Source organism: Streptomyces sp. NPDC052687 (genome assembly GCF_040678395.1).
Classification (GTDB): Bacteria; Actinomycetota; Actinomycetes; order Streptomycetales; family Streptomycetaceae; genus Streptomyces.
Genome location: NZ_JBFATR010000039.1, coordinates 1 through 26,302 on the forward strand (window position 1 = coordinate 1; position 26,302 = coordinate 26,302).

The window sequence follows — 26,302 nt, forward strand, 5'->3', positions numbered from 1 at the left end:
GCCGTGGGTGCCGCCGGGGCCCCCGGGCCCCCCGCCCCCGGGCCGGGCCGCGCGGGGCCGCCGGGGGCCGGGGGGGCGGGGGGGCCCCCGGGCCCCCCCGCGTCGGTGCTCTGGCCGGCCGCGGATCAGGCCCTGCGGGCCCGCGCCGTCTTCTTCGCGGGCGCCGCCTTCTTCGCGGTGCCCGCCGCCTTGGCGGTCGCCGTGCCGTCGGCGCTCTTGGCGGTGACCGTCTTCCGCGTCGTGGACCGGGCCGCGACCGTCTTCCGCGCGGTGGCCTTCTTGGCCGTGCCGCGCGCGGAGGCGTGCACCGGCTCGGCGTCGCTGATCCGGTCGCCGAGGATGTCCCGCAGGAACTTGCCGGTGTGGCTGGCCGCGACCGAGGCGACCTGCTCGGGCGTGCCCTCGGCGACCACCAGGCCGCCGCCCGCGCCGCCCTCGGGGCCCATGTCGACGATCCAGTCGGCGGTCTTGATCACGTCGAGGTTGTGCTCGATGACGATGACCGTGTTGCCCTTGTCGACCAGGCCGGACAGCACCTTCAGCAGCTTGCTGATGTCCTCGAAGTGCAGACCGGTGGTCGGCTCGTCCAGCACGTAGACCGTGCGGCCGGTGGAGCGCTTCTGCAGCTCGCTGGCGAGCTTCACGCGCTGCGCCTCACCGCCGGACAGGGTGGTCGCGGACTGGCCGAGCCGGACGTACCCCAGGCCGACGTCGTGGAGCGTCTTCAGGTGGCGGTTGATCGCCGGGACGGCCTCGAAGAAGTGCATCGCCTCTTCGATCGGCATGTTCAAAACCTCGGCGATGGACTTGCCCTTGTAGTGGACCTCCAGGGTCTCCCGGTTGTACCGGGCGCCGTGGCAGACCTCGCACGGGACGTAGACGTCCGGGAGGAAGTTCATCTCGATCTTGATGGTGCCGTCGCCCGCGCAGTTCTCGCAGCGGCCGCCCTTGACGTTGAAGGAGAAGCGGCCGGGCATGTAGCCGCGGACCTTCGCCTCGGTGGTCTCGGCGAACAGCTTGCGGATGTGGTCGAAGACACCGGTGTACGTCGCCGGGTTCGAGCGCGGGGTGCGGCCGATGGGCGACTGGTCGACGTGGACCACCTTGTCGACGAGGTCGTCGCCGTCCACGCGCGTGTGCCGCCCGGGGACGTTGCGCGCGCCGTTCAGCTCGCGCGCCAGGTGGGTGTACAGGATGTCGTTGACCAGGGTCGACTTGCCGGAGCCGGAGACGCCGGTGACCGCGGTGAAGACGCCCAGCGGGAACGAGACGTCGATGTCCTGGAGGTTGTTCTCGCGCGCGCCGTGCACGGTGAGCTGCCGGGACGGGTCGATCGGGCGCCGGACGTCCGGCACCGGGATGACCTTCTTGCCCGACAGGTACTGACCGGTCTGCGACTCGGGGTTGGCGAGCAGCTCCTTGAGGGAGCCGCTGTGCACGACCTTGCCGCCGTGCTCACCGGCGCCGGGGCCGATGTCGACGACCCAGTCGGCCACCTTGATGGTGTCCTCGTCGTGCTCCACGACGATGAGCGTGTTGCCCATGTCGCGCAGCCGGACCAGGGTCTCGATCAGCCGGTGGTTGTCGCGCTGGTGCAGACCGATGGACGGCTCGTCGAGGACGTAGAGCACGCCGACGAGGCCGGAGCCGATCTGGGTGGCCAGGCGGATGCGCTGGGCCTCGCCGCCGGAGAGGGTGCCGGCCGCCCGGTTGAGCGACAGGTAGTCCAGGCCGACGTCGACCAGGAAGCGCAGCCGCTCGTTGACCTCCTTCAGCACCCGCTCGGCGATCTTCTTGTCGCGCGCGTTGAGCTTCAGCTCGCCCAGGAATTCCGCGCAGTCGCTGATCGACATCGCGGAGACCTCGGCGATCGACTTCCCCATGATCGTGACCGCGAGGACGATCGGCTTCAGGCGCGTGCCCTCACAGGTGGGGCAGGGCACCTCGCGCATGTAGCCCTCGAAACGCTCACGGCTGGCGTCAGACTCGGCCTCGCTGTGGCGGCGCTTGACGAACGGCACGGCGCCCTCGAACGGCGTGGTGTACACCCGCTCGCGGCCGTACCGGTTGCGGTAGCGGACCTCGATCTGCGTGCGGTGGCCGTACAGCAGGGCCTTCTTGGCGCGCTGCGGCAGGCCCGCGAAGGGGATGTCGGTGCGGAAGCCGAGAGCGTCGGCGAGGGCGCCGATCAGGCGGCTGAAGTAGTCCTTGGTGTGGCCGTGCGACCAGGGGTGGATGGCGCCCTCGTCGAGGGACTTGTCCGGGTCCGGGACGATCAGCTCGGGGTCGACCTCCATGCGCGTGCCGATGCCGGTGCACTCCGGGCAGGCGCCGAAGGGCGAGTTGAAGGAGAAGGAGCGCGGCTCCAGCTCCTCGAAGGACAGGTCGTCGTACGGGCAGTACAGGTGCTCCGAGTACATCCGCTCGCGCTCGGGGTCGTCCTCGGGGAGGTCGACGAAGTCGAGCACGACCATGCCGCCGGACAGGCCGAGGGCGGTCTCGACGGAGTCGGTGAGGCGGCGCTTGGCGGAGTCCTTCACCGTGAGGCGGTCGACGACCACCTCGATGGTGTGCTTCTCCTGCTTCTTCAGGGTGGGCGGGTTGGAGAGCTGGATCGTCTCGCCGTCCACCCGCGCGCGGGAGTAGCCCTTGGTCTGGAGGTCGGCGAAGAGGTCGACGAACTCGCCCTTGCGCTCGCGCACCAGCGGCGAGAGCACCTGGAAGCGGCTGCCCTCCGGCAGCTCCAGCACCTTGTCGACGATGGCCTGCGGCGACTGCCGCGAGATCGGGCGGCCGCACTCGGGACAGTGGGGCTTGCCGATGCGGGCGAAGAGCAGCCGCAGGTAGTCGTAGACCTCGGTGATCGTGCCGACCGTGGAGCGCGGGTTGCGCGAGGTCGACTTCTGGTCGATGGAGACCGCCGGGGACAGGCCCTCGATGAAGTCGACGTCCGGCTTGTCCATCTGGCCGAGGAACTGGCGGGCGTACGACGACAGCGATTCCACGTAGCGCCGCTGGCCCTCGGCGAAGATCGTGTCGAAGGCCAGGGAGGACTTGCCCGACCCGGACAGGCCCGTGAAGACGATGAGCGAGTCCCGAGGCAGGTCGAGCGAGACGTTCTTCAGGTTGTGCTCGCGCGCGCCACGGACGATGAGACGGTCGGCCACGCCGGTCCGCACCTTTCTTGAGAGAAGTGACAGGGGCGGGGCCCCCGTCTTTCCCAGACTAGGGGGAGCCACTGACAGCGCCGGTTCGGATTCCCCGGTTGCTTAACTGCTTAACAATCCCCGGCCATCCAGCATGCCCGACGCCGCCACCGACCATATAGCACGTGCTTTCGATTTACGGTCTCGGTCCGCCACCTTCACCCGAAGGAGTGGCGGGGCTAGGGTCGGGCCCATGATTGATCACGCGCGTGACCTGGTGTCTGTACGGGAGGCGACCGATCGGCTGCTCAGCGCAGCCGCCGAGCTGGACAACGCGGACGTGACGCATCCGTCACGGCTGCCCGGCTGGAGCCGGGGCCATGTCCTCGCCCACCTCGCCCGCAACGCGGACGCCCTCGTGAACGTTCTGGAGGGGCGCCCCATGTACGTCTCCGCCGAGGCCCGGGACGCCGACATCGAGCGGGACGCCCCGCGCCCCCTGGACGCGCAGCTCGCCGACGTCCGCGCGAGCGCCGAGCGCTTCCAGGAGACCGGGGCGGCGCCCGCCGACTGGTCGCGGACCGTGGAGCTGCGCAACGGGGTCACCGACTCGGCGTCCCGGGTGCCGTTCCGGCGCTGGGTCGAGGTCGAGCTGCACCACGTGGACCTCGGCATCGGCTACGAGCTGGAGGATCTGCCGGCGGAGTTCACCGAGCGGGAGATCGACTTCCTCGCCGACCGTTTCACCGGGCACCCCGACGTGCCGCCGACCCGGCTGACGGACGGCACGCGCGCGTGGAGCACCGGCCGCGCCGCGGACGACCCCGAGGTCACCGTGCGGGGCACCCGAGCGGACCTGCTGGGCTGGCTCGCCGGCCGCCGCGACGGCTCGGGGCTGACCGTGGAGGGCGGGCCGCTGCCGTCCCTGCCGCCGCTGTAGCCGCTGCGGCCGCCTGCCGCGTCTGCTGCCGTGACAGGGCTTCCGCCGCCGTGGCGGGACTTTCACCGCCGTGGGCGCGACCTGCTCGGGGCACGTCGCGGACCTAGACTGACGGCCATGACGTACAGCGGACAGGTGACGGTCGGCGGCCCGGCGGACGTGCACGAGCTCAAGGACCTGATGATCACCAAGATCGCGGTCGGCCCGATGGACAACAACGCCTATCTGCTGCGCTGCCGGGCCACCGACGAACAGCTGCTGATCGACGCGGCCCACGAGGCCCCCACGCTGCTCGGCATGATCGGTGACGACGGCATCGCGTCCGTCGTCACCACGCACCGGCACGCCGACCACTGGCAGGCGCTCGCCGAGGTCGTCGCGGCCACCGGCGCCCGGACGTACGCCGGCCGCGAGGACGCCGAGGGCATCCCCGTGCCGACCGACGTCCCGGTCGACGACGGCGACGTCATCCGCGTGGGGCACGTGGAACTCACCGCGCGCCATCTGGTCGGCCACACGCCCGGGTCGATCGTGCTCGTCTACGACGATCCGCACGGCCACCCCCATGTGTTCACCGGGGACTGCCTCTTCCCCGGCGGTGTGGGCAACACCCGCAAGGATCCCGAGGCCTTCGCCAGCCTGATTCATGACGTGGAGACCAAGATCTTCGACGTCCTGCCCGACGAGACCTGGGTCTACCCGGGGCACGGCAACGACACCACCCTGGGCGCGGAGCGTCCGCATCTGCCGGAGTGGCGCGCGCGGGGGTGGTGAACCCGGCGAGGCGGGCGCGCGGAACTCGATTCGCGCCCCGTGTGAACGCTTCGCACACACCGGCGCCCCGCGCGCGCTCCCGGCGTACGGGATCGCGCGGTCCACTGGGGACAGCCCCGCGCGGGACGACGGTATCCGCGCGGCAGGGGCCGCCGGTCCTCACCCCCCGCCCTCGACCGGCGGCCCAAGGCCGCGCGCGGCGGACCGCGTTCACATGACCGCAACACCCGTTCCCACTATGCGGACATCGACTGGCGTGACCTCGACAAACTCGGCCGGCGCTGCCACTCTCCCGCCATGCGATCTGTCCTCCGTGCGCCGCGCCGCGCCGTCGCCGCCGTCACCGTAGCCCTGTTCGCCGCCGCCGTCGGCTGCGCTCCGCAGCCGGAGGAGAACGCGGCCGCCGAGCCGTCCGGGACGGCCGGGGAGAGCTGCGCCAAGGGCGCGCTGGCCACCAAGACCGCCGGGAAGCTGACGATCGCCACCGACGAGCCCGCGTACGAGCCGTGGTTCCAGGACGACGACCCGGCCAACGGGAAGGGCTTCGAGTCCGCGGTGGCCTACGCCGTCGCCGGGCGGCTCGGCTACGGCAAGAGCGCCGTCGTCTGGCAGCGGGTGCCCTTCAACAAGGCGTTCGCGCCCGGTGAGAAGACCTTCGACTTCGACATCAACCAGGTCTCCGTCAGCGACGAGCGCAAGAAGGCCGTGGACTTCTCCTCCGGCTACTACGACGTGCGCCAGGCCGTCATCGCGCTGAAGGGCTCGAAGGCCGCGAAGGCGAAGGACGTCGCCGACCTCAAGGGCGTCAGGCTGGGCGCCCAGGTCGGCACCACCAGCCTCGACTACATCAACGACGTGGTGCGGCCCGAGCGGGAGCCCGCCGTCTACGCCAAGAACGACCAGGCGAAGTCCGCCCTGAAGAACGGTCAGGTCGACGCCATCGTGACCGACCTGCCCACCGCCTTCTACATCACGGCCGCCGAGGTGACCGAGGCCGAGATCGTCGGCCAGTTCGAGAACCAGGGCTCCACACAGGAGCAGTTCGGGCTCGTCCTCGACAAGGGCAGCGCGCTCACCGCGTGCGTCACCGACGCCGTGGACGCCCTCCGCGCGGACGGCACCCTGGCGAAGCTGGAGCAGCGGTGGCTCTCCGACGCCGTCGACGCCCCGGTGCTGAAGTGACCGTCACGAAGGACGCCGAGGACACGCGCGACCCGTACGTCCCCTCGGCGCGGCGGCTGGAGCGCGAGCGGTACAAGCGGGCCCGCGCGCGCCGCGCCACCGCGATCGCGGCCGTGTCGACGCTGGTCACCGGCGCGGTGCTGTACGTGGTCGTGGTCAGCGCGCCCGGCTGGCCGCGCACCAGGGAGACGTTCTTCGACGGGGAGTACGCGCGCGAGGCGCTCCCGAAGGTCCTGGAAGGGCTATGGCTCAACGTCCGGCTGCTGCTGGTGTGCGGGGCCGCCGTGCTGGTCCTCGGCATGCTCATCGCCGTCGCGCGGACGCTGCGGGGCCCGGTGTTCTTCCCGCTGCGCGCGCTGGCCGCCGCGTACACGGACTTCTTCCGCGGACTGCCGCTGATCATCAACCTGATGATCGTGGTCCTGGGCGTCCCGGCACTGCGGCTGCAGGGCGTGACGGTCGATCCGGTGCTGCTGGGCGGTACGGCGCTGACGCTGACGTACTCGGCGTACGTCGCGGAGGTGTTCCGCGCGGGGATCGAGTCCGTGCACCCCTCCCAGCGCGCCGCGGCCCGTTCGCTGGGCCTGACCAACCGGCAGGCGCTGCGGCACGTGGTGCTGCCACAGGCGGTGCGCCGGCAGGTGCCGCCGCTGCTGAACGACCTGGTGTCGCTGCAGAAGGACACCGGCCTGGTGTCGATCGGCGGCGCGGTGGACGCCGTGCGGGCCGCGGACATCATCGTGGGCCGCAGCCTCAACTACACGCCGTACATCGTCGCCGGGCTGGTCTTCGTGGCGCTGACCATTCCGATGACCCGGCTCACGGACTGGGTGACGGCGCGGATGGACCGCCGGCGGGCCCAGGGAGGAATCACATGAGCGACGCCCCCGCCGCCCCGGTGCTGCGGATGGAGTCCGTCCGCAAAACCTTCGGCGGTTCCGTCGTACTGCGCGACGTCGGCCTGGAGGTCGCGCCGCACACGGTGACCGCGCTGATCGGCGCCTCCGGCTCGGGGAAGTCGACCCTGCTGAGGTGCGCCAACCTGCTGGAGGAGATCGACGACGGGGCGATCTGGCTGGACGGCGAGGAGATCACCGACCCGCGCGTGGACCAGGACGCGGTGCGGCGCCGGATCGGCGTGGTCTTCCAGGCGTACAACCTGTTCCCGCACATGACGGTGCTGGAGAACATCACCCTCGCCCCGCGCCGGGTGCACGGCCTGCCCCGCGCGGAGGCCGAGGAACGGGCCGTACGGCTGCTGGAGCGGCTGGGACTGGGCGACAAGGCCCGCGCCTACCCGGACCGACTCAGCGGCGGCCAGCAGCAGCGCGTGGCCATCGTCCGCGCGCTCGCCGTACAGCCCCGGCTGCTGCTGCTCGACGAGATCACCGCGGCGCTCGACCCCGAACTGGTCGGCGAGGTCCTCGCCGTCGTCCGCGACCTCAAGGACGACGGCATGACCATGGTGCTGGCGACGCACGAGATGGGGTTCGCGCGGGAGGTCGCCGACCAGGTCTGTTTTCTGGACGGAGGGGTGGTGCTGGAGCGCGGCACCCCCGAGCAGGTCTTCGGAGACCCGCGGCAGGAGCGCACCCGGAGCTTCCTGCGGCGCGTCGTGGAGGCCGGGCGCCTGTAGGAACGCGTGTACGGAACTCCGCGCGCCCCGTGGCTCCGCATGCCCCCGTGCCTCCGCGCGCCCCTTATCCCGCCGCGCGCTCCTTATCCGTCCGCGCGCCCCTACGCCTCCGCGCGCACCGTCCCGAGCAGCGCGGCGACCCGCTCCACGCCGAAGACGTATCCCTGGATGCCGCATCCGGCGATGACGCCGTCGGCGCGCAGGGAGACGTAGGAGTGGTGCCGGAACGACTCCCGCTTGTGGATGTTGGAGATGTGGACCTCCACCACAGGCATGCCGTCGCAGGTGTTCAGCGCGTCCAGCAGCGCGATGGAGGTGTGCGTGTAGGCGCCGGGGTTGATGACGATCCCGCAGTGGTTCTCGCGCGCCTCGTGGATCCAGTCGACCAGCCGGCCCTCGTGATTCGACTGGCGCAGGTCCACCGTGCCGCCGTGCGCGGCCGCCGCCTTGGCGCACAGCGCCTCGACGTCGGCGAGCGTCTCGGAGCCGTAGATCTCCGGCTGGCGCTGCCCGAGGAGGTTCAGGTTCGGGCCGTTCAGAATCATGATCGGCGCGTTGGCCAGGGTGCGGGGCACTGTTCCTCCGGTCCGTTCGGGGGTCGCGGTCCGGCGGGACCGCTGCTCGCCCCCGGTTTATCACGGTGCTCCGGCGGCTCGGGCGGCCCTGCCCTGCCGGTCGTGATCACACCCGTGTACCCGCCCGAACCGTCCCCCGGCGGCCGGACAGCCGTCATCTCGCCGTCCAGCGGGCTGCCGGGTCTTTGTCCGCTCCCCACGAGCTGGGGCTGGAGCGGCTGCGCACCGGGTACGGGCTGGTGCCGGTGGAGTACCCGGCGACCCGGAAGACGGGCTCGACGCCGCGGGAGCGGGCCGACGACATCCACGCGGCCTTCGCCGACGCCGCACCCTGCGCAACATGGGTGAGCGCGGGCTGCTGCGGCAGTTCTCCGCCCTGCTGACGGCCCGCGCGAGGACCTGGTCCTGAACCCACCCCAACAGCCCCGAAGAGGCGGCCCGTTACGCCGCCGACCAGCGCGAGGCCGTCCTGCGCGCCATGCGCATGTCGTCGATCCGCGTCGACGGCCCGGCCCGGCCCGGCGCATTGCGGTCACGTACTGACGACGACCGGCCACCTCCACACGCCCCCGTAACTGCCGGTCACTGTGGGTAGTTGACGGTCCATGCACGACGTACGCACCGTAAGGGCGCCCTCCATGCTGCGGCTCGCGATGGCCGCCCTGGCCGGCACCGCCATCGAGTTCTACGACTTCTTCGTCTACGGGACAGCGGCGGCGCTGGTCCTGGGACCGCTGTTCTTCCCGACCGTCTCGCCGCTGGCGGGCACCCTGGCCGCGTTCGCGACGTTCGGCGTGGGATTCGTGGCCCGGCCGCTGGGTTCGGTGCTGTTCGGGCACATCGGGGACCGGCACGGCCGCCGGCCGGTCCTCGTCGTCTCGCTGCTGCTGACGGGCGCCTCGACGGTCGCGGTCGGCTGCCTGCCGACGTACGACGCGATCGGGGTCGCCGCTCCCCTGCTGCTGGTCACCCTGCGCTTCCTCCAGGGGCTGGGGCTCGGCGGGGAGTGGGGCGGGGCCGTGCTCCTGACCGTCGAGCACGCGCCGCCCGAGCGCCGCGCCCTGTGGTCGAGCTTCCCGCAGGTGGGTCCGTCGGTGGGCTTCCTGCTCGCCAACGGCTCGATGCTGACGCTGTCGGCGACCCTGTCCGAGGCGCAGTTCGCCCAGTGGGGGTGGCGGGTGCCGTTCTGGGCGGCCGGGGTGCTCGCCGCGGCGGGCCTGTGGCTGCGCTCGTCGCTGGCCGAGAGCCCTCGCTTCCTGGAGATCGAGGAACCCGCGCGGGTACCGCTCGCCGAGGTGGTGCGCGACCACTGGCGGCTGGTCCTGCTGACCGCGGGCGCGCTGGCCGTCGGCTACGCGGTCTTCTACGCCGTCACCACCTGGTCCCTCGCCTACGCCACGGAGCGGCTCGGGGTGAGCCGGAGCGTCATGCTGACCTGCGTCCTGGCCGCGGTGGTGGTGAAGGGCGCGCTCACCCCGGCGGCGGCCATGCTCGGCGACCGGTACGGGCGGCGGCCGATGTGCCTGGCCGGCTGCGCGGCCGCCGCGGTGTGGATGTTCCCGCTGGTCGGGCTGCTCGCGACCGGAGAGCCGCTGCTGATGTTCGCCGGGTTCCTCGGGGCGATGCTCGCGTTCATCACGATGTTCGCGGTGGTCGCCGCCTATCTGCCCGAGCTGTACGAGCCGCGGGTGCGCTGCACCGGCGCAGCCGTCGGCTACAACCTCGGCGGGGTGGTCGGCGGCGCGCTCACCCCGATCGCGGCGACCGCGCTGGCCGAGCAGGGCGGCCGGGTGCCGTGGGGCGTGGGGGCGTATCTGACCGGGATCGCCCTGCTCAGCCTGGGGTGCTTCGCGCTGCTGCCGGAGACCCGGCCCGTGCCGGGCGCGGTGGCGAAGCCGGCGCCGGTCATGGATTGATCGCCAGCTCCAGATACGCCGCGAAGATCACCAGGTGAACGCCGCCCTGGAGCGGGGTGGCGCGGCCGGGTACGACCGTCAGCGAGGCCACGACGACCGTCAGGGCGAGCAGCACCATGTGCGTGGCGCCGAGCCCGAGGACGAGGGGCCCGGACAGCCAGACGGAAGCCAGGGCGACGGCGGGGATGGTCAGTCCGATGCTGGCCATGGCGGAGCCGAGGGCCAGGTTCAGACTGGTCTGCACCCGGTCGCGGCGGGCGGAGCGCAGGGCGGCGATGGTCTCGGGGAGCAGCACCAGCAGGGCGATGATGACGCCGACCACGGCGTGCGGCAGCCCCGCCGCCGCCACGCCGGACTCGATGGTCGGCGACACCCCCTTGGCCAGGCCGACCACGCCGATCAGGGCGAGGCCGAGCAGGCCCAGGCTGATCCGGGCGGTGCGCGCGGACGGCGCGTCGGCGTGGTGGTCCTCGCTTATCACCTCGCCCTGCCGGGTGATCGGCAGGAAGTAGTCGCGGTGCCTGACCGTCTGGGTCGCAACGAACAGGCCGTACAGCACGAGGGAGGAGATCGCGGCGAAGGTGAGCTGCAGCCCGGAGAACTCCGGGCCGGGCTTGCTGGTGGTGAAGGTCGGCAGCACCAGGCTGAGGGTGGCCAGGGTGGCGACCGTGGCGAGGGCCGCGCCGGTGCCCTCGGGGTTGAAGACGGCCGTGCGGTGGCGCAGGGAGGCGACCAGGAGCGTCAGGCCGACCACGCCGTTGCAGGTGATCATGACGGCGGCGAAGACGGTGTCGCGTGCGAGCGTGGAGCCCTTGTCGCCGCCGTCGGCCATCAGGGTGACGATCAGGGCGACCTCGATGACGGTGACGGCGACGGCGAGGACCAGTGAGCCGAAGGGCTCGCCGACCCGGTGCGCGACCACCTCCGCGTGGTACACGGCGGCGAGCACCGCGCCGGCCAGCACCAAGGTCACCAGCGCCACGAGCGGGCCGGGCAGATCACGTCCCCAGGTGAAGATCAGCAGGATCACCCCGAGCACCGGCACGAGGGACGTCCACCGGCGCGTGAGCGACCTGAGCCGAGCGATCATGCCGCGATCGTCGCAGACGGACCGGGGCTTCGCATTCCAGTCGGCAGGGGGCTTCCCGTCGGGGTCGGGCCGAAGCTCCGCGGTCCGGTCCGCGGGCCGCTCCGCGGTCCCCTTGCGCTGGTCAGGTGGTCCTTGCGGCCGGCTGCCACATCTCCTCCTCGCGTTCGGTGCTCGTCGCTCGGTCTCGTCGTCGCTTGGTGCCGATCGCTCTCCTGGGGGTCTTGCGGTCCCGCGCGGGCGGTGACCGATGGGTGTCTCGGCGCCCGCGGACACGACGCGGCACCGGGAGCGACGTCGGCGAGGCGCCGCGCCGCTCCCGGTGCCGGGTGCGCTGAGGGACCGACGGGGGTCAGGCGTCAATGCTGTCCTTCGGAATCCGCGTGTCCTCCGCCTGCGCCGCCTCGGCGGCGGCCTGCTTCCTGGAGGCCATCAGGCTGGTGATCGTGGTGACGATCAGGACGGTGCAGATCACGCCGAGGGAGACCGGGATGCTGATCTCCGGGACGTGGACGCCGGACTCGTGCAGGGCGTGCAGCACCAGCTTCACACCGATGAAGCCCAGGATGATCGACAGACCGTACGAGAGGTGGACCAGCTTCTTCAGCAGGCCGCCGATGAGGAAGTACAGCTGCCGCAGACCCATGAGGGCGAAGGCGTTGGCGGTGAACACGATGTACGGGTCCTGGGTGAGGCCGAAGATCGCGGGGATGGAGTCCAGGGCGAACAGCACGTCGGTGGTGCCGATGGCGAGCATCACGACCAGCATCGGGGTCATGACCCGCTTGCCGTTCTCCTGGATCCACAGCTTGGTGCCGTGGTACCGGTCCGCGACGCCGAAGCGGCGCTCGGCGGCCTTCAGGAGCTTGTTCTCCTCGTACTCCTCGTCCTCCTCGTCGGCCCGGGCCTCCTGGATGAGCTTCCAGGCGGTCCAGATCAGGAAGGCGCCGAAGAGGTAGAACACCCACGAGAAGCTGGCGATGATCGCGGCGCCGGCGGCGATGAAGATCGCGCGCAGCACCAGGGCTATCAGGACGCCGATGAGCAGGACCCGCTGCTGGTACTGCGACGGGACCGCGAACTTCGCCATGATCAGGACGAAGACGAACAGGTTGTCGACGCTCAGCGACTTCTCGGTGATGAAGCCCGCGAAGAACTCGCCGGCCGGCTGACCGCCGCCGAAGACGAGCAGACCGAGGCCGAAGAGGGCGGCCAGGACGATCCAGACGACGGTCCAGATCCCGGCTTCCTTGATGGATACGTCATGGGGCTTGCGGCCGATGAAGAAATCGACCGCGATCAGGGCGGCGAGGCCCACGACCGTCAGGACCCACAGGGTCACGGAAACTTCCACTGCGCCTCCGGCAGTACGTAACGGCGAACAGAACAGTCAGCGTCGTCGCGCTGCCGGAGGTCTCTTCCACCCGGTGAAGGGCCGACGCCCCGGGATCCGGCCGGATCCGTATTGACGGGGTCGCCGCAGCAGACAGGGAGTACTCCCCTCCGTGCGGATAAGACTACCCAATCACCAAGGAAAGGTAAAGTGATCAGTAAAAGAAGGGCCAAAAGCGCTGGTCAGAGTCCTTTACTGGCGCTTGGCACGGTGGTGGGTGCGGGTCAGCGGCGGGGGCCGGTGCGGGCGGACGGCGGGGGCCGGTGCGGGTCATCGGCGCCAGGCGCGGCGGGCCGCCGCGACCTGGGTGAGGACCTGCTGGAGCACCTGGCTGCCGGGCGGCACCAGCGACGGCTCGTAGGTCCAGGCGTGTCCGACCCACGGGTCGGCGAGGTGGTCGTCCGGCACCGGGGTCAGCCGCAGCAGCGAACGCCACAGCGGGTCGAGCAGCGGGCCGTAGGCCGCGGCGTCCTCGCGGTCGGCGACCATCATCAGGTGGACGCCGACGGAGGGGCCCTCGTCCGCGAGGTAGCGCAGCTGGGTGACGGCCCGGTCGTCGAAGCCGTGCGGGAAGTCGTTGATGACGAGCAGGTGCTGGGCGGTGTCGAGGTCCGGCGGGAGGGCGTCGGCGGCGCCACCGCGGACGGCCATCTGCACCAGGTCGACCCGCTGGGTCAGCCTGGCCAGGATCTCCGCCACTCCGGCGGCACCCAGGGCGGGCGGCGCCGCGAGCACACCGGTCTGCACCAGCGGTGCCAGCGCCTGGGCGCCGGTCCCGGCCGGGTCGATGACGTAGACGCTGAACTCGCCCGCCGGATGGACGGCGAGCAGCCGGGCCACGTGCGCGACCGCCGACTCCATCGCCATGCGGCGCGTGTCGTGGGCGTCGGCGAACGAGCCGTCGAGCGAGCCCGTCCGGCCGCTGTCGATCCACAGGCCGCGCTCCAGCGGCAGCCGGACCAGCATGGGTATGCGCAGCTGGGCGCATTCGGACAGGTGCAGGTCACCGAGGCGCAGGGCCATCGGCAGTTCCATGGGGACCCGGTAGCCGTGCCAGACGGGGTTGTCCCAGCGGGCGTACGCGGGCGGCAGCGCGGGTTCGACGACGGCCGCCTCGGCGGTGAGCTGGGCAACGTCCCGGTCGAGGGCCTGGCGGGCCTGGTCGACGAGCTGGGTGTGCTTGGCGCGGGCCGCCTCGCGGGCGGCGTCCGCCTGTCCGCCGATCCTGCTGCGCGGATCGGAGAGGACCTGTTCCAGCTCCTTCTCCATGCGCGAGTCGGCGAAGTCGACGGCGCTGCGGAAGGCGGCCGTGGCGCGGGCCAGGTCCTCGAACATGCCCCACACCTGGTTGTAGAGCCGCTCGTCCATCGTCCAGCCGGTCGCGTCGCCCGCGACGGGGCGCGCGGGCTGCCCGGGTGCCGCCGGGGGCGCGGCCGGCGGAGGCGGGGGCGGGGCGGTGGTGCGCCGGCGGGGGTGGTGGTAGTCGATCGGGCCGCCGGTGGTGGTCCCGGTGGATCCGGCGGTAGACCCGGAGGTGGGTCCGGCGATGGACCCGGTGGGTCCGGCGGTGGGCCCCGTGGTGGGCGCGGTCTGCTGGGTGAGGCCGGACGGGTCGGCGGGTGCCGGGTCGGCGGCGGAGCCGGGCGTGGGGCCGGTCGTGCCCTGAGGGCTCTGCGTGCCGTAGGGCGACCCGCTCGGGTCGGGGCCGAGGGCGGGGGCGGGAGTCTGCCGGGTGCGGTCGGAGTCCGCCGTACGCGGCGGGGGCGCGGCGATCGAGCGGGCCGCGCCCCGCGCCACCGCCTCGTCGACGGCGGCGGCGAGCCGGTGGGCCTCGGGCAGGCTCTGGTCGGCGAAGAGCGCGGCCAGGCCGCCCGCGTAGCCCTGGCCGACGGCGCGCACCTTCCACGCGCCCTGCCGGCGGTAGAGCTCCAGGGCGACGACGGCCGTCTCGGCCTCCAGGCCGGTGAGGGTGAAGGTGGCGATCTCGTCGCCGTCGAGTCCGGTGACGGCGACGGAGGGCGCGGCGACGGCACCGAAGCGGGCGGGGCCGCCCGGGGTGCCGGCGGGCAGGGCGAGCAGCACGGTGACCCGGTGCACGGTGTCCGGCATGGCGTCCAGGTCCACCGCGAGACGGTGGGCGGCGGCCGCCTGCCGGGAGACCTCCAGGCCGGGCAGGGTGGGGGCGCCCGGATGGACGACCCCCTCGGCGCCGTGGACCTTTCCGTTCTCGTCGCCGAGTGTCGCCGCGGCCACGACCGGCGTGGCGGCCGAGACCCTGATCTCGAGACGAGCCTGGGAGAGCGGGTGGTTCTGCCCCCGCACCAGCTCGGCCGTCATCGCCTTCGTCCCCCTGCTGTCGCTGTGTAGGTGTGTGGTGTGCCGCTCGCCGGGCCGCGTCAGAGCAGCGGCAGGATGGACGGCATCAGGTCCTGGAAGGTACGGCCGTTGGCCGGGGTGCCGAGGGCGGTCATCGACCAGCCGGTGCCCACCCGGTGCACCTTCGCCATGATCTGGGCCGTGTAGGCGCCGCCGCCCGCGAGGGTGTAGCGGGCCAGCTCCTGGCCGTTGGTCTCGTCGACCAGGCGGCAGAACGCGTTCTGCACCTCCTGGAAGGTCTGCCCCGTGAAGGAGTTCACGGTGAAGACGATCTGGTCGATGTGGACCGGCAGGCGCTGGAGGTCGACGAGGATCGCCTCGTCGTCGCCGCCCTGGCCGACGCCGCCGACGAGGTTGTCGCCGGTGTGGCGCACGGAGCCGTCGTCGCTCACCAGGTGGCGGAAGAAGACGACGTCGACCGGCTGCTTGTCCGCGAACAGCACGGCGGAGGCGTCGAGGTCGATCTCGCGGGTGCGCGAGCCGAACAGGCCACGCCGCGGGGCCGCCTGCCAGCCGAGACCCATGCGCACCGCGGTCAGGCTGCCGCCGTCGTTCTTCTGCAGACTGATGGCCTGACCCTTGGTCATGTTGACGGTCACGCGCTGATTCCCCTCTCGAGCAGTCCCCTGTTGCCGCGATGCCGCGGTTGACCTGAACCCTACGCAGGGGCACTGACAGTGCCGTACCCCGGCCCGGACTTTGTGTCGGTCTTGCAACACAGCCCAGCCGGTGGCGGGGCCGGCGGGGCTGCGGGGGCGCCGGTTCCCGGCGCCCGTCGGGCGTCAGGACAGGCCCGCCTCCTTCATCTGGCGCAGTTCCTTCTTCATCTCGGAGACCTCGTCGCGCAGCCGGGCCGCGATCTCGAACTGGAGATCGGCGGCGGCGGCCCGCATCCGGGCGGTCAGCTCCTCGATCTGCTCGGCGAGTTCGGCCGCCGGGCGGTCCGTCGGCACGGTCTCCTTGGCCTTGCCCTTGGCCGCCTTGGCCTTGCCGGCCTTCGCGCCCTTGGTGGAGTGCTCGGCGAGCGAGGGCACCGGGGCCTTGGTGGCGCGGCCGTCCTTCTTGGCCCGGTAGCCGCTGCCGAGCAGCTGCTCGGTGTCGACCTCCTCGCGGGCGATCTGCGCGACGATGTCGTTGATCTTCTTGCGCAGCGGCTGCGGGTCGATGCCGTTCGCCTTGTTGTAAGCGATCTGCTTCTCGCGGCGGCGGTTGGTCTCGTCGATGGCGCGCTCCATCGCCGGGGTGATCTTGTCGGCGTACATGTGGACCTGGCCGGAGACGTTGCGCGCCGCGCGGCCGATGGTCTGGATCAGGGAGGTGCCGGAGCGCAGGAACCCCTCCTTGTCGGCGTCGAGGATCGCCACCAGGGACACCTCGGGCAGGTCGAGGCCCTCGCGCAGCAGGTTGATGCCGACCAGTACGTCGTACTCACCGGCGCGCAGCTCGCGCAGCAGTTCCACGCGGCGCAGGGTGTCGACGTCGCTGTGCAGGTAGCGGACCTGGATGCCGAGTTCCAGGAAGTACTCGGTCAGGTCCTCGGCCATCTTCTTGGTGAGGGTGGTGACCAGGACGCGTTCGTCGCGCTCCACGCGGGTGCGGATCTCGTGCACCAGGTCGTCGATCTGGCCCTCGGTGGGCTTGACGACGACCTCGGGGTCGACGAGGCCGGTCGGGCGGATGATCTGCTCGACGACGCCGTCCGCGCGGGACAGCTCGTAGGTGCCGGGGGTGGCGGAGAGGTAGACGGTCTGGCCGATGCGCTCCTGGAACTCCTCCCACTTCAGGGGGCGGTTGTCCAGGGCGGAGGGGAGGCGGAAGCCGTGGTCGACGAGGGTGCGCTTGCGGGAGGCGTCGCCCTCGTACATGGCGCCGATCTGCGGGACGGTGACGTGTGACTCGTCGATGACGAGGAGGAAGTCGTCCGGGAAGTAGTCCAGCAGGGTGTTGGGCGGGGAGCCGGGCAGACGGCCGTCGAAGTGCATCGAGTAGTTCTCGACACCGGAGCAGGTGCCGATCTGGCGCAGCATCTCCAGGTCGTAGGTGGTGCGCATGCGCAGCCGCTGGGCCTCCAGGAGCTTGCCCTGCTTCTCCAGCTCGGCCAGGCGCTCGGCCAGCTCCTTCTCGATGTCGTTGATCGCCCGTTCCATGCGCTCGGGGCCGGCGACGTAGTGGGAGGCCGGGAAGACGTAGAGCTGCTGGTCGTCGCTGACGATCTCGCCGGTGATCGGGTGGAGCGTGGAGAGGGCCTCGATCTCGTCGCCGAACATCTCGATGCGGACGGCCAGCTCCTCGTAGACCGGGAAGATCTCGATGGTGTCGCCGCGGACCCGGAAGGTGCCTCGGGTGAAGGCCAGGTCGTTGCGCGTGTACTGGATGTCCACGAAGCGGCGCAGCAGCTGGTCCCGGTCGATCTCGTCGCCGACCCGCAGGGGGACCATGCGGTCCACGTACTCCTGGGGCGTGCCGAGGCCGTAGATGCAGGACACCGAGGCGACCACGACGACGTCGCGGCGGGTGAGCAGCGAGTTGGTCGCGGAGTGGCGCAGCCGCTCGACCTCCTCGTTGATCGAGGAGTCCTTCTCGATGTAGGTGTCCGACTGGGGGACGTACGCCTCCGGCTGGTAGTAGTCGTAGTACGAGACGAAGTACTCGACGGCGTTGTTCGGCAGGAGCTCGCGGAACTCGTTCGCCAGCTGGGCGGCCAGTGTCTTGTTCGGCGCCATGACCAGGGTGGGGCGCTGAAGCTTCTCGATCATCCACGCGGTGGTGGCGGACTTGCCGGTGCCGGTCGCGCCGAGCAGCACGACGTCCTTCTCGCCGGCTTCGATGCGCCGGGCGAGCTCTTCGATGGCCGCGGGCTGGTCGCCGCTCGGCTGGTAGGGGCTGACGACCTCGAAGGGCGCCACCGTACGTTCGATCTGGGAAACGGGCCGCATGTCATCCACCGTACGACCCTCCACTGACAACCGGCTCTGATCAGCGGTTCTCCGGCTCAGTGGTCCTGCGGGGTGCGGGTGCGGCGGCCGGTAGGGCGGCGGCGGGCGCTCAGCGGGAAGCGGCCGCCCTGGTTGCGGACGGGGACGTGGGCCGGGACGCCCGGCTTGTTCTCCGGGCGGGGCCAGTCGGGCTTGCCCATGACCATCAGCGGGTCGAACAGCACGACGACGCCCGCGAGGCACAGGAACGCCAGCGGGCCGATCAACATGGGGGCGAGCAGGGTGGCGGGCGAGTCGCCCGTGGCCGGTCCGCCGGTGCCTCCGTGCAGGTGGACGCTGAGGGCGGCCATGCCGGTGTAGTGCATGCCGCTGACGGCGAGGCCCATGACGAGGCTGGCGCCGATGCTCCACAGGAACCCCCGGACCTGTCCGGCCGCCCAGAGGGCCGCCGTGGCGGCGGCCATCGCTATGACGACGGACGCGGCGACGGTGAGGGTGTTGTACTCCAGCTGCCCGTTCAGCCGCATTCCGGCCATGCCCAGGTAGTGCATCGAGGCGATGCCCAGGCCCGTGATGGTGCCGCCGGTGAACAGGGCGGTTCCGGTGGCGCCGCGGTAGCCGACGATGAAGATCCCGATGCCGACCATGACGATGGCGACGCCCAGGCTGGCGTACGTGATCGGCTTGTCGTAGTGGATCGGCGCCTCCTCGACCGTGAACCCCATCATCGCCACGAAGTGCATGGTCCAGATGCCGGAGCCGATGGCCGCCGAGCCGAGGGCGAGCCAGCCGGAGCGCCACGATCCGGCCACGAGCATGGATCTGGTGGTGCACCGCAGGCCGAGGGCACCGCCGAGGCAGGCCATGAGATAGGCCACCAGCGGGGTGACGAGGCCATAGCTGAATCCGTCGACCGTGCCTTGCATGCGCGGCTGCCCTTCCGCCCTCTTCCATCCCGGAAGTTCCTGAAATGCGCCCCCTCCCAGAACCGCCCAAGCGGTCAGGGTCGAGGCAGAGAGTATGACTCCCACCGGAATGGTCGAACGACTTTCCGGCAAAGAAACACGGCCTCGCCCCACTTGTGCGGCCCAGGTGACGGGCGTTCGGCAACACCATTCAATCGGTGGCCATCCCGCACCCCCCTCGCGTTGACCCTGTGCTGTCACAGTTGAGCTGTCCGTGACCGCTCGACGCGAGGAGTACGCATGCACCCGCGCGCAGCCACCGCCACGATCACCTCGCTCCTGGGGACCGCCGCACTGCTGTTCCCGGTTCCCCACGCACGGGCCGAGGCCGCGGCGCAGCGGCCCGCCGTGATCGCCCACCGGGGCGCCTCCGGCCACGCGCCGGAGAACACCCTGGCCGCCGTCGACAAGGCGGCCGAGCTGGGCGTCGAGTGGGTCGAGAACGACGTCCAGCGCACCAGGGACGGCGAACTCGTGGTGATCCACGACGACAGTCTGCAGCGCACCACCGACGTCGAGACGGTCTTCCCCGACCGGGCTCCCTGGAAGGTCGGCGACTTCACCGCCGCCGAGATCGCCCGCCTGGACGCGGGAAGCTGGTTCGGTCCGGCGTACGCGGGCGCGCGCGTACCGACGCTTGAGCAGTATCTGCGCCGCGTCGAGTCCCACCACCAGAAGCTGCTCTTGGAGATCAAGAAGCCGGAGCTGTATCCGGGCATCGAGCGGGACACCCTGAAGGTGCTGGCCAACGAGGGCTGGCTCGACCGGAGCCATGTGACGGGGCGCCTGGTCGTGCAGAGCTTCAGCGCGGACAGCATCCGGACCGTCCACAAGCTGCGTCCCGCCGTACGGACGGGGTTCCTGGGGGCACCGCCCATCGCGGAGCTTCCCGGGTACGCGACGTTCGTGGACCAGGTCAACCCGCCGTACGGCGCCCTGTCCACCGGTTACGTCGCCTCGGTGCACGCCTTCACCGGGGCGCACGGCCGGGCGCTGCAGGTGTCCACCTGGACGGTGGACTCGGCGGACACCGCGCGGACGGTCGCCGCGTACGGGGTGGACGGCATCATCACCAACCGGCCGGACGTGGTGCGGGAGGCGCTGGACGGGGAGTGACGCGCGGGCCGGCGGGCGGGGAATGACGGCGGGCCGGCGGACGGGCAGGGACGGCGGGCCGGCAGCGGGGAAGGACGAAGGGCCGGCGGGCGGGGATGGACGGAGGGTCGGCGGGCGGGCGTTGTCAGTGGCGGGTCGTACGGTGGGTCGCATGAACAGCGATGGGCGGGACGGGCGGCAGGACGTGGGTGTGGTGTGGGCCGTGGTCGGCACCGGCATCGGTCCGCTGCTGCTGGCCGCGACCGGTGACGGTCTGGTCAACGTGGTGTTCCACGCCACGGACGCCGTGCGGGACAAGGCGCTGGAACGGCTCGCGTCCCGGCTGGGGACCGAGCCCGTCCACGCGCCCGGCTCCCCGCTCCTGGCCGAGGCGATACGCCAGGTGGAGGCCTACTTCCGGGGCGCCCGGCGGGACTTCGACCTGCCGCTGGACTGGTCGCTGATCTCCGGCTTCAACCGCCAGGTGCTGCGCGAACTGGCCGTCGGCGTGCCGTACGGCTCGGTGGTGGGCTACGGCGATCTGGCGGACCGGGTCGGTCAGCCCGGCGCGGCCCAGGCGGTGGGGGCCGCGATGGGCGCCAATCCGCTGCCGGTCGTCGTGCCCTGCCACCGGGTCGTCGAGCGCGACGGCGGGATCGGCGGGTTCGGCGGCGGTCTGGAGGCCAAGCGGAAGCTGCTGGCGCTGGAGGGCGTGCTGCCCGAGCCGCTGTTCTGAGACGTCCGCCGGAGGTCTCACGTGTAGTGACGGGCCTCGAAGACGTTGCCGTCGGGGTCGCGGAAGTAGAAGCTGCGCCTGGCCGGGCCGCGTGCGCCGTAGGAATCGTGGGAGATCTCCGACACGGGCACCTCGTGTGCGCGCAGGCGCGCGAGGAGGGCGTCGAAGGCGTCCGGCGGCAGGGACAGGCAGACGTGGTTGACGGGGTGGCCGGCGCTCTCGGGGGCGCCGGGGAGCATGGTCATGCGCTCGGCCATGGTCAGCGGGGCCAGGTCGAGGATCGTCTCCTCGTTCACCCGGACGGAAGGGAAGGAGACCTGGCCCGCGACGAAGTCGGTGAGCCGCAGCGGGGTGAGGCCCACCGCCGTCTCGTAGAACGTCGCCGAGGCGACCGGGTCGCGCACCCAGAGGACGACATGGTCGAGACGTGTCGAGTTTTCGGTCATGCGCCCCAGGCTGGTGGTGTCCCCCACAGGCCGCAAGCGTTTGAGAGGACACGCCGCCCGCCAGAGATGAGGGAGAACCGACGGACGGGAGGCGGTCGCGTGACGCAGGTGCCGGAGCTGGTCGTGTCGGAAGAGGTGCGCGAGGCGCTCGCCGCGCGTCGCCCCGTGGTGGCCCTGGAGTCCACGATCATCGCGCACGGGCTGCCGCGCCCCCGCAATCTGCGCGTGGCGCGGGAGCTGGAGGAGGCCGTACGGCAGGAGGGCGCCGTTCCCGCGACCGTCGCCGTCCTGGACGGCCGGCCGCACGTCGGCCTGGACAAGGAGCAGCTGGAGCGGATCGCGGGCGGGGACGGGATCCGCAAGCTGGGCCACCGTGATCTGGCGCTCGCCGCGGCCCGCGGGGCGAGCGGGGCGACGACCGTCTCGGCGACGGCGCTGCTCGCGGCCCGGGCCGGCCTGCGGGTGTTCGCCACCGGCGGGCTCGGCGGGGTGCACCGGCAGTGGACGGTGACGCAGGACGAGTCGGCCGACCTGGGTCTGCTGGCCCGCACCCGGATCACGGTGGTGTGCGCGGGGGTGAAGTCGATCCTGGACGTGCCGGCCACGTTGCAGCGGCTGGAGACGCTGGGCGTGGCGGTGGCCGGATACCGCACGGACCGGTTCCCCGGCTTCTATCTGTCGGACTCGGGGCATCCGGTGGACTGGACGCTGGACAGTCCGGAACAGGTGGCGCGGGTGATGCGGGCGCAGGACGCGCTCGCGCTGCCGGAGTCGGCGCTGATCGTGGCCAATCCGGTGCCCGAGGCCGAGCAGCTGGATCCGGGGCTGCACGCGCGCGTGCTCGCCGACGCGCTGCGCGCCTGCGAGGAGCAGGGCGTCACCGGTCAGGCGGTCACGCCGTTCCTGCTCGACTACCTGGTGCGGCACACGGACGGGGCCTCGCTGAGCGCCAACCTGGCGGCGGTGCGGGGCAACGTACGGCTGGCGGCGCGGATCGCGGCGGCCTGGGCCGGGGCGTGACGGGGGCGGACGGCACGGCGGGGGCGGGGTCCCCCGGTGCGGGCGCGCTGCTCGTCGTCGGGGACGTCGTCACCGATGTGGTCGCCCGGCACAGCGGTTCCCTGGCGCCCGGTACGGACACGGCGGCCGTGGTACGCACCGTGCCCGGCGGGGCGGGCGCCAACGTGGCCTGCTGGGCGGCTCGTTCGGGGAGCGCGGAGGTGCGGCTGCTGGGCCGGGTGGGGGCGGACGCCGCCGCCTGGCACGAGCGGGAGCTGGCGGCCTGCGGGGTGTCCGCGCGGCTGGTCGTCGATCCGGAGGCGCCCACGGGCACGGTGATCTGCCTCGTCGACACGGACGCGGCGGCCGAGCGGACGTTCCTGACGGACAGCGGGGCGTCCCTGCGGCTGGGCCCCGGTGACTGGTCGGACGCGCTGCTCGACGGTGTCGTACGGCTGCACCTGTCGGGCTACCTGCTGTTCTCCGAGCCGAGCCGGGCGCTGGTGGCGACGGCCCTGGCGGCGGCACGCGCGCGTGGGGTGCCGGTGAGCCTGGATCCGGCCTCCGCGGGTTTCCTGGCGGAGCTGGGCGCGGAGCGCTTCCTGTCGCTCGTCGACGGGGTCGACGTACTGCTGCCCAGCCGCGACGAGGCCCGGCTGCTCACCGGTTCGCGCGACGCGGTGGCCGCCGCTGCCGAGCTGAGCCGGCGGGTTCCGCTGGTGGTGGTCAAGCAGGGCGCCGAGGGCGCGCTGGTGGCGCGGTCCGGAACGGTGACCGCGCGGGTCCCCGCCGTACCGGCGACGCCTCGTGACACGACCGGCGCCGGGGACGCGTTCACGGGCGCGTTCCTCGCCGCGCTGCTCGCGGGCGCGGAGCCCGAGGAGGCGGCACGGGCGGGCTGCGCGGCGGGGGCGCGGGCGGTGGAGCGGGTGGGGGGCAGGCCGCCCGGGGTGGGCTGAGGGGGCGTGGCGCCGGGGCGGGCGCGGTTCCCGTGGGCTCCTGGTGGTGCGGGCGGGCGGGAGCGGTTCGCGTGCGCTCGCGAACGGGTCGGGAGGGCGGGCCCGGTGCGTGCGCTCGCGAACGGGTCGGGAGGGCGGGCCCGGTGCGTGCGCTCGCGAACGGGTCGGGAGGGCGGGAGCGGTGCGTGCGCTTCCAGGGTGTGCGGGGCGAAGGGGTGTGGGTCGCGCGAGTGGTACGGGCGCTCTGAGTGGTTCGGTCGTGAGTGGTTCGGGCGGCGTAAGCGGTTCGGGCATCGCGAGCGGTTCGGGTGCCGTAAGCGGTTCGGGCGTCGTGGGTGGTTCCGAACCGTAAGCGGGAGCGGACCCTGCCCCTACGCCCTGCGGCCCCACGCCGAGATCATCGGCGGGCCGGCCAGGTCCAGTGTGCCGGCGGCGATGTTGACGAGGTGGCGGTCGATCTCCTCGGCGGTGGCGAGGCCGGCGGCGATCAGGTCGTCGCGGATCTGACGGATCGTCGTGGACTCCAGCACGGCACAGGCCGGCGCGGTGACGGGGAAGTAGGCCTCGGCCTCGACCCGCCGCAGCCCGGCCGCGCGGAGCAGACGCGGCAGGGCGCGCCCGAAGGCGAGGTCGGCTCCGCGGGCGGCGAGGAGCTGGCGCAGCGCCTGCCGCAGCCGGTTGGCCAGTTGCTGCGCGGGCCCGTGCTCGTCGGGGCAGACCAGCGGTTGCAGGGCGAGGTCGACGTCCTCGACGAGGAGCCGTCCGCCGGGGCGCAGGGCCTTGGCCATCGACCGCAACGCGCGTGTGCAGTCGGGCACCCGGGCGAGCACCAGCCGGGCGTGCACGAGGTCGAAGCCCTCACCCGGCGGCTCGTCGGCGCTCACATCGTGGACGCGCACCTCCACCGGAGGACGGGCGGCCCCGACGGTCCAGGAGGTATCGACGTCGGTGGCGACGACCCTGCCGGTGGGGCCGACCCTCTTGGCGAGCCAGGAGACGACGGTCGTGCCGCCCGCGCCCACCTCCCAGCAGCGCCAGCCGGGTCCGACGCCGAACCCTTCGAGGTGCCGGAACGTCGTGGGGTCGAACAGGGCGGCGAGCGCGGCCGAGCGCTCCGTCGCCCCGGATTGCTGGTATGGAAGGAGATTCCCGTCGGTCAGCGTCATGCCGCGATCATCCCATTTGTCGGACTTGCCGAGAGTGGGCGACGCTCCGGCGGTACCCGAAGTCCCGTTGTCCACAGGCGGGAACAAAACGGAACCCATGCCTTCCCCAGGCTTCCCCGCCCTGCTCGCGCCCCTGGCACACTGGCGCGAAAGCGCGGAAACGCGACGTGAGGGTCCACGCAAGGAGATCCAGATGTCCATGGCAGGGAATCTGCGGAAGGTGACGAGCCTCGGCAGGGTCGGCGGCCTCCGCAGAGTGGCACGGCTGGCCCGGCGGCGCCCGCGCGTCGACCTGAGCCACCCCGCCCGCTCCCCGCTGGGCTCCTCGGTCGTCAACTGCGTGGCATACGAGGACGGCGTCCGGGTTCCCCTGGGCGGCGACCTGGACGACGCCGTGCGTCGGGTCCGCAAGAGCGGCCACGGTTTCGTCTGGCTCGGCCTGCACGAGCCGACGGACGAGGAATTCGCGGGCGTCGCCGAACTCTTCGACCTGCATCCGCTCGCGGTGGAGGACGCGATCGAGGCCCATCAGCGTCCGAAGGTGGAGCGGTACGACGAGACGCTGTTCGCCGTGTTCAAGACGGTCTGCTACGTGGAGCACGAGGAGCTGACGGCCACCAGCGAGGTCGTGGACACCGGCGAGATCATGGTGTTCGTCGGCGAGGACTTCGTGATCACCGTGCGCCATGGCCGGCACGGCTCGCTGGGTCCGCTGCGCGAGGATCTGGAGTCCCGGCCCGACCAGCTCTCCAAGGGCCCCTCGGCGGTGCTGCACGCGATCGCGGACAACGTCGTCGACGACTATCTGCACGTCATCGAGGCGGTGCAGGAGGACATCGACCAGGTCGAGACGGACGTCTTCGCGGAGCACGGGGCGCGGGCCGATCCCGGTCGTATGTACCAGCTCAAGCGGGAGCTGCTGGAGCTGAAGCGGGCCGTGGTCCCGCTGGGCCGGCCGCTGCAGGACCTGGCCGGCCTTCCCATACGGGTGGTGGACCCGGAGATACAGGCGTACTTCCGCGACGTCTCCGACCACCAGCTGCGCGCCGCCGAGCAGATCGCCGCCTTCGACGAACTGCTCAACTCGATCCTCCAGGCGCACCTCGCGCAGGTCACGGTCGCGCAGAACGAGGACATGCGGAAGATCACGGCGTGGGCGGCGATCGTCGCCGTGCCGACGATGGTGTGCGGCATGTACGGCATGAACTTCGACCACATGCCGGAACTGCACTGGCGGTACGGCTACGGCATGGTCATCGGTGTCATATCGCTGGCGTGTCTGACGCTGTACCGCGGCTTCCGGCGCAACGGCTGGCTCTGAGCGCGGGAGCTGCGTGCGCGGGAGCTGCGGGCGGGGGGTGCCGGCCGTCGGTCGCGGTCACCGATCGCCAGGCGCCGGTCGCGGTCACCGGTCGCCGCGGCAGCGGGACCGGCGCGGCGGTCAGTTCCTCGCGTAGACCCGCTCGGCCCACTCCGCGATCTGGTCTTCCGGCAGATGGCGGACCAGGTCGGCCTCGCTGATCATGCCGACGAGGCGTTTGTTGTCGATGACGGGCAGCCGGCGGATCTGGTGGTCCTCCATCTCCCGCAGCACCTCGCTGATGTCGGCGTCCGCCTCGATCCAGCGCGGCGTGCCCTGGGCCATCTCGCCCGCGGTTACCTTGGCCGGGTCGTGGCCCACCGCCACGCAGCCGACGACGATGTCACGGTCGGTGAGGATGCCGCAGAGGCGTTCGTTCTCGTCACTGATGGGCAGGGCGCCGACGCCGAGTTCGCGCATCAGCTGGGCGGCGCGGTCCAGGGTCTCGTGGGCGGGGATCCACTGGGCACCGCGGTGCATGATGTCTCCGGCAGTGGTCATGAGGTACCTCCCGGTGCCGGACGGCCGGCGCGGCGCAGGAGGCACCGCTGGTCCCGGCGCACTTCATTCTGACCGCGCGGACCGGCACCCGCACCCGGAGCAGGGCCCCTGGAC

Annotated in this window: 22 protein-coding genes and 1 pseudogene; 12 read left to right on the plus strand and 11 right to left on the minus strand. The window is 71.9% G+C overall.

What is annotated here, in order from left to right:
• Window positions 1-125: 125 nt before the first annotated feature.
• The gene (gene uvrA / locus AB0K92_RS25390) at window positions 126-3,167 is read right to left on the minus strand and encodes an excinuclease ABC subunit UvrA (RefSeq protein ID WP_365926438.1); all 3,042 of its coding nucleotides are present in this window, start codon (window positions 3,165-3,167) and stop codon (window positions 126-128) included.
• Between the two features lie 232 nt (window positions 3,168-3,399).
• Here uvrA and AB0K92_RS25395 point away from each other — a divergent pair, with 232 nt between their 5' ends.
• From AB0K92_RS25395 to AB0K92_RS25415, 5 genes are all read left to right on the plus strand, one after another.
• A complete protein-coding gene (locus AB0K92_RS25395) occupies window positions 3,400-4,086 on the plus strand; it encodes a maleylpyruvate isomerase family mycothiol-dependent enzyme (protein WP_365926440.1) in 687 nt (228 codons plus the stop codon).
• A 117-nt stretch (window positions 4,087-4,203) separates the two neighbouring features.
• Window positions 4,204-4,860, plus strand: a complete 657-nt coding sequence (locus AB0K92_RS25400; protein ID WP_365926442.1) for an MBL fold metallo-hydrolase — start codon at window positions 4,204-4,206, stop codon at window positions 4,858-4,860.
• A gap of 297 nt (window positions 4,861-5,157) precedes the next feature.
• The gene (locus tag AB0K92_RS25405) at window positions 5,158-6,042 is read left to right on the plus strand and encodes an ABC transporter substrate-binding protein (protein ID WP_365926444.1); all 885 of its coding nucleotides are present in this window, start codon (window positions 5,158-5,160) and stop codon (window positions 6,040-6,042) included.
• Window positions 6,039-6,920 (plus strand): amino acid ABC transporter permease, encoded by an 882-nt coding sequence (locus AB0K92_RS25410; RefSeq protein ID WP_365926446.1) that lies wholly within the window; start codon window positions 6,039-6,041, stop codon window positions 6,918-6,920. Before AB0K92_RS25405 ends, AB0K92_RS25410 begins: the two co-directional genes overlap by 4 nt.
• Entirely contained in the window at window positions 6,917-7,678 is a 762-nt protein-coding gene (locus AB0K92_RS25415; RefSeq protein WP_365926448.1) for an amino acid ABC transporter ATP-binding protein, read from the plus strand. Before AB0K92_RS25410 ends, AB0K92_RS25415 begins: the two co-directional genes overlap by 4 nt.
• A gap of 101 nt (window positions 7,679-7,779) precedes the next feature.
• Here the strand turns inward: AB0K92_RS25415 and aroQ are convergent, their stop codons facing one another.
• On the minus strand, window positions 7,780-8,253 hold the full coding sequence (aroQ, locus tag AB0K92_RS25420) for a type II 3-dehydroquinate dehydratase (protein WP_365926450.1): 474 nt from the start codon (window positions 8,251-8,253) through the stop codon (window positions 7,780-7,782).
• A gap of 102 nt (window positions 8,254-8,355) precedes the next feature.
• Here aroQ and AB0K92_RS25425 point away from each other — a divergent pair.
• Both AB0K92_RS25425 and AB0K92_RS25430 read left to right on the plus strand, forming a co-directional pair.
• A pseudogene (locus AB0K92_RS25425) lies at window positions 8,356-8,737 on the plus strand (hypothetical protein); the annotation flags it as partial.
• 121 nt (window positions 8,738-8,858) lie between these two features.
• Window positions 8,859-10,169 (plus strand): MFS transporter, encoded by a 1,311-nt coding sequence (locus tag AB0K92_RS25430; protein WP_365926452.1) that lies wholly within the window; start codon window positions 8,859-8,861, stop codon window positions 10,167-10,169.
• Here AB0K92_RS25430 and AB0K92_RS25435 read toward each other — a convergent pair.
• The 6 genes from AB0K92_RS25435 to AB0K92_RS25460 all read right to left on the minus strand — a co-directional run bounded on the left by AB0K92_RS25435 (window position 10,159) and on the right by AB0K92_RS25460 (window position 18,887).
• A complete protein-coding gene (locus AB0K92_RS25435) occupies window positions 10,159-11,259 on the minus strand; it encodes an ionic transporter y4hA (RefSeq protein WP_365926454.1) in 1,101 nt (366 codons plus the stop codon). The two genes, AB0K92_RS25430 and AB0K92_RS25435, sit on opposite strands and share 11 nt — an antisense overlap.
• Window positions 11,260-11,608: 349 nt before the next feature.
• Window positions 11,609-12,610: a TerC/Alx family metal homeostasis membrane protein gene (locus tag AB0K92_RS25440; RefSeq protein WP_365926456.1), complete on the minus strand. Its 1,002-nt coding sequence runs from the start codon at window positions 12,608-12,610 to the stop codon at window positions 11,609-11,611.
• 309 nt (window positions 12,611-12,919) lie between these two features.
• On the minus strand, window positions 12,920-14,986 hold the full coding sequence (locus AB0K92_RS25445) for a TerD family protein (RefSeq protein WP_365926458.1): 2,067 nt from the start codon (window positions 14,984-14,986) through the stop codon (window positions 12,920-12,922).
• A gap of 59 nt (window positions 14,987-15,045) precedes the next feature.
• Entirely contained in the window at window positions 15,046-15,624 is a 579-nt protein-coding gene (locus AB0K92_RS25450; RefSeq protein WP_086172259.1) for a TerD family protein, read from the minus strand.
• Between the two features lie 183 nt (window positions 15,625-15,807).
• Window positions 15,808-17,961, minus strand: coding sequence for an excinuclease ABC subunit UvrB (gene uvrB, locus AB0K92_RS25455; protein WP_365926460.1), 2,154 nt, complete (start codon window positions 17,959-17,961; stop codon window positions 15,808-15,810).
• A gap of 56 nt (window positions 17,962-18,017) precedes the next feature.
• Entirely contained in the window at window positions 18,018-18,887 is an 870-nt protein-coding gene (locus AB0K92_RS25460; protein ID WP_365926462.1) for an MHYT domain-containing protein, read from the minus strand.
• A gap of 279 nt (window positions 18,888-19,166) precedes the next feature.
• Here AB0K92_RS25460 and AB0K92_RS25465 point away from each other — a divergent pair, with 279 nt between their 5' ends.
• Window positions 19,167-20,042: a glycerophosphodiester phosphodiesterase family protein gene (locus AB0K92_RS25465; RefSeq protein ID WP_365926464.1), complete on the plus strand. Its 876-nt coding sequence runs from the start codon at window positions 19,167-19,169 to the stop codon at window positions 20,040-20,042.
• 151 nt (window positions 20,043-20,193) lie between these two features.
• A complete protein-coding gene (locus tag AB0K92_RS25470; protein ID WP_365926466.1) occupies window positions 20,194-20,757 on the plus strand; it encodes a methylated-DNA--[protein]-cysteine S-methyltransferase in 564 nt (187 codons plus the stop codon).
• Window positions 20,758-20,774: 17 nt separating this feature from the next.
• On the opposite strand, the gene AB0K92_RS25475 is transcribed toward AB0K92_RS25470, so the two are convergent.
• Complete coding sequence (locus AB0K92_RS25475) at window positions 20,775-21,203, minus strand: VOC family protein (RefSeq protein WP_365926468.1); 429 nt, start codon at window positions 21,201-21,203, stop codon at window positions 20,775-20,777.
• A 99-nt stretch (window positions 21,204-21,302) separates the two neighbouring features.
• On the opposite strand from AB0K92_RS25475, the gene AB0K92_RS25480 reads away from it, so the two are divergent.
• Complete coding sequence (locus tag AB0K92_RS25480; RefSeq protein ID WP_365926470.1) at window positions 21,303-22,223, plus strand: pseudouridine-5'-phosphate glycosidase; 921 nt, start codon at window positions 21,303-21,305, stop codon at window positions 22,221-22,223.
• A complete protein-coding gene (locus AB0K92_RS25485; protein ID WP_365926471.1) occupies window positions 22,220-23,161 on the plus strand; it encodes a PfkB family carbohydrate kinase in 942 nt (313 codons plus the stop codon). Before AB0K92_RS25480 ends, AB0K92_RS25485 begins: the two co-directional genes overlap by 4 nt.
• A gap of 371 nt (window positions 23,162-23,532) precedes the next feature.
• Here the strand turns inward: AB0K92_RS25485 and AB0K92_RS25490 are convergent, their stop codons facing one another.
• Window positions 23,533-24,327 (minus strand): methyltransferase domain-containing protein, encoded by a 795-nt coding sequence (locus tag AB0K92_RS25490; RefSeq protein WP_365926473.1) that lies wholly within the window; start codon window positions 24,325-24,327, stop codon window positions 23,533-23,535.
• A gap of 193 nt (window positions 24,328-24,520) precedes the next feature.
• Here AB0K92_RS25490 and AB0K92_RS25495 point away from each other — a divergent pair, with 193 nt between their 5' ends.
• Complete coding sequence (locus tag AB0K92_RS25495; RefSeq protein ID WP_365926475.1) at window positions 24,521-25,648, plus strand: magnesium and cobalt transport protein CorA; 1,128 nt, start codon at window positions 24,521-24,523, stop codon at window positions 25,646-25,648.
• A 120-nt stretch (window positions 25,649-25,768) separates the two neighbouring features.
• Here AB0K92_RS25495 and AB0K92_RS25500 read toward each other — a convergent pair whose 3' ends face one another.
• Window positions 25,769-26,188 (minus strand): CBS domain-containing protein, encoded by a 420-nt coding sequence (locus tag AB0K92_RS25500; RefSeq protein WP_365926477.1) that lies wholly within the window; start codon window positions 26,186-26,188, stop codon window positions 25,769-25,771.
• Window positions 26,189-26,302: the final 114 nt, after the last annotated feature.

What these genes read in the sequence shown, in the direction of transcription:
- AB0K92_RS25395 (WP_365926440.1), top strand. Translation starts at nt 3,400, where the DNA reads ATGATTGATCACGCGCGTGACCTGGTGTCTGTACGGGAGGCGACCGAT.
- AB0K92_RS25400 (WP_365926442.1), top strand. Translation starts at nt 4,204, where the DNA reads ATGACGTACAGCGGACAGGTGACGGTCGGCGGCCCGGCGGACGTGCAC.
- AB0K92_RS25405 (WP_365926444.1), top strand. Translation starts at nt 5,158, where the DNA reads ATGCGATCTGTCCTCCGTGCGCCGCGCCGCGCCGTCGCCGCCGTCACC.
- AB0K92_RS25415 (WP_365926448.1), top strand. Translation starts at nt 6,917, where the DNA reads ATGAGCGACGCCCCCGCCGCCCCGGTGCTGCGGATGGAGTCCGTCCGC.
- AB0K92_RS25430 (WP_365926452.1), top strand. Translation starts at nt 8,859, where the DNA reads ATGCACGACGTACGCACCGTAAGGGCGCCCTCCATGCTGCGGCTCGCG.
- AB0K92_RS25435 (WP_365926454.1), bottom strand. Translation starts at nt 11,259, where the DNA reads ATGATCGCTCGGCTCAGGTCGCTCACGCGCCGGTGGACGTCCCTCGTG.
- AB0K92_RS25445 (WP_365926458.1), bottom strand. Translation starts at nt 14,986, where the DNA reads ATGACGGCCGAGCTGGTGCGGGGGCAGAACCACCCGCTCTCCCAGGCT.
- uvrB (WP_365926460.1), bottom strand. Translation starts at nt 17,961, where the DNA reads ATGCGGCCCGTTTCCCAGATCGAACGTACGGTGGCGCCCTTCGAGGTC.
- AB0K92_RS25460 (WP_365926462.1), bottom strand. Translation starts at nt 18,887, where the DNA reads ATGCAAGGCACGGTCGACGGATTCAGCTATGGCCTCGTCACCCCGCTG.
- AB0K92_RS25465 (WP_365926464.1), top strand. Translation starts at nt 19,167, where the DNA reads ATGCACCCGCGCGCAGCCACCGCCACGATCACCTCGCTCCTGGGGACC.
- AB0K92_RS25470 (WP_365926466.1), top strand. Translation starts at nt 20,194, where the DNA reads ATGAACAGCGATGGGCGGGACGGGCGGCAGGACGTGGGTGTGGTGTGG.
- AB0K92_RS25475 (WP_365926468.1), bottom strand. Translation starts at nt 21,203, where the DNA reads ATGACCGAAAACTCGACACGTCTCGACCATGTCGTCCTCTGGGTGCGC.
- AB0K92_RS25490 (WP_365926473.1), bottom strand. Translation starts at nt 24,327, where the DNA reads ATGACGCTGACCGACGGGAATCTCCTTCCATACCAGCAATCCGGGGCG.
- AB0K92_RS25495 (WP_365926475.1), top strand. Translation starts at nt 24,521, where the DNA reads ATGTCCATGGCAGGGAATCTGCGGAAGGTGACGAGCCTCGGCAGGGTC.
- AB0K92_RS25500 (WP_365926477.1), bottom strand. Translation starts at nt 26,188, where the DNA reads ATGACCACTGCCGGAGACATCATGCACCGCGGTGCCCAGTGGATCCCC.